The sequence below is a fragment of the Arenibacter lacus genome (assembly GCF_008711145.1).
GTDB classification, from domain to species: Bacteria; Bacteroidota; Bacteroidia; order Flavobacteriales; family Flavobacteriaceae; genus Arenibacter; species Arenibacter amylolyticus.
Genome location: NZ_VVIN01000156.1, coordinates 1 through 1613, shown reverse-complemented (window position 1 = coordinate 1613; position 1613 = coordinate 1). Strand labels below are relative to the sequence as shown.

Sequence of the window (1613 nt, the reverse complement as noted above, 5' to 3'; positions counted from 1 at the left end):
TAGGTGTGTTCTTTGGATTTTTAAGTGTATGGTATTCCAAGCAAGAAAATATTCTGGTATTCCCTACAGGGATAATCAGTACGGGCATATTTGTCTATATCCTGATTGTTTTTGGCCTATTGGGGGATATGTTGATCAATGCCTATTATTTTTCCATGAGTCTATATGGGTGGTATATGTGGACAAGGAAGGAAGACGATGGGCATTATATATTGATCAGTAGAACAACGGCCAAGGAGAAAATATGGTCTATCTTGCTATTTATCGGTGCAGCGGCCTTCGTGGCCTTGGTGTACCTAATTTTTGATCAAAGGAATAACTGGACGGCCTATGTAGATACCTTTACTACCGCCATCTTTTTTGTGGCCATGTGGTTAATGGCCCGGAAGAAAATTGAGAACTGGACGTATTGGATTATAGGGGATCTTATATCTATTCCCCTCTATTGGTACAAAGGTTTAATTTTTACGTCCTTTCAATACTTTTTATTTACTATAATAGCTGTTTTAGGATACTTTGCATGGAAAAAAAGTTTAAACAAAAACCCTCGGATGTTGTTAAGGTAGTGTTGTTTGGCCCGGAATCTACTGGGAAAACCACCCTTTCCGAACAATTGGCCAGGCATTATAATACGGTTTGGGTCCCCGAATATGCCCGGGAATACCTCCAAGATAAATGGAACAATGAAAGAAAGACCTGTGAACCGCACGATTTGTTGCCTATTGCAGCGGGACAAATGGAAATGGAGAACGAGCTGGCCCAAAAAGCTACCAATGTCCTAATCTGTGATACGGATTTGTTGGAAACCAAGGTGTATTCTGAAGTTTATTATCTGGGCTATTGCGATCCCATCCTAGAAAAGTATGCCTTGGAGAACACTTATGACCTATATTTACTAACATATATAGATATCCCTTGGGAAAAAGATGATTTACGGGATAAGCCCGATGAGCGTGAGCAGATGTTTTTGTATTTTAAAGAAACCCTAGAGCGCTATAACAAGAATTTTGTTATATTAAAGGGTGATAAAAAAACACGCCTAGCTAAGGCAGTGAAATGTATTAACCAACTACTTGATAAATAATGGAATTGACTGAAGCAGATAAAGTTCAGTTGGATAACCTTGGGGTGTCCACAGAAAAAGCATTGGGACAAATTGAAACGTTTAAAGAGGGCATCCCTTTTGTCCGTTTGGAAAAAGCGGCAATTGTCTCCCATGGGATCTCTAAATTTTCGGAGGCACGGGAGAAACAATTGATGGACACTTTTAAAGAAGAGAGAAACAACTTATCCCTTTTGAAGTTTGTACCCGCATCCGGAGCGGCTTCTAGAATGTTCAAGGCCATGTTTAATTTCTTGGACGCTTACGATCCCAAAAAAGAAAGTTTGGAGGCCTATATAGATCGTACCAAGGACAAAGACGTGGCAACCTTTTTTGAGGGTTATAAAAAATTCGCTTTTTATGATCTCATCCAAAACAAGATAAAGGGAAAGACCAGCTCCAAGGATGAGGAGAAATATCTTTTTGTACGTGAAATGCTGTTGGAAGAGGGGTTAAATTACGGTTTTTTCCCAAAAGGCCTGTTGCCTTTCCACCACTATGGGAGCCATAC

At 39.9% G+C, this 1613-nt stretch carries 3 protein-coding genes; all 3 read left to right on the top strand.

The features are described 5' to 3' along the window. Nucleotides 1-566: nicotinamide riboside transporter PnuC (gene pnuC, locus F1E73_RS16895; RefSeq protein ID WP_150452648.1), on the top strand; the 566-nt coding region annotated here is incomplete at its 5' end. After that, nucleotides 521-1084: an AAA family ATPase gene (locus tag F1E73_RS16890; RefSeq protein ID WP_086475818.1), complete on the top strand. Its 564-nt coding sequence runs from the start codon at nucleotides 521-523 to the stop codon at nucleotides 1082-1084. The genes pnuC and F1E73_RS16890, both read left to right, overlap by 46 nt. Continuing rightward, nucleotides 1084-1613 (top strand): DUF4301 family protein (locus F1E73_RS16885; protein ID WP_150452647.1); only part of this gene is annotated, 530 nt, incomplete at its 3' end. The genes F1E73_RS16890 and F1E73_RS16885, both read left to right, overlap by 1 nt.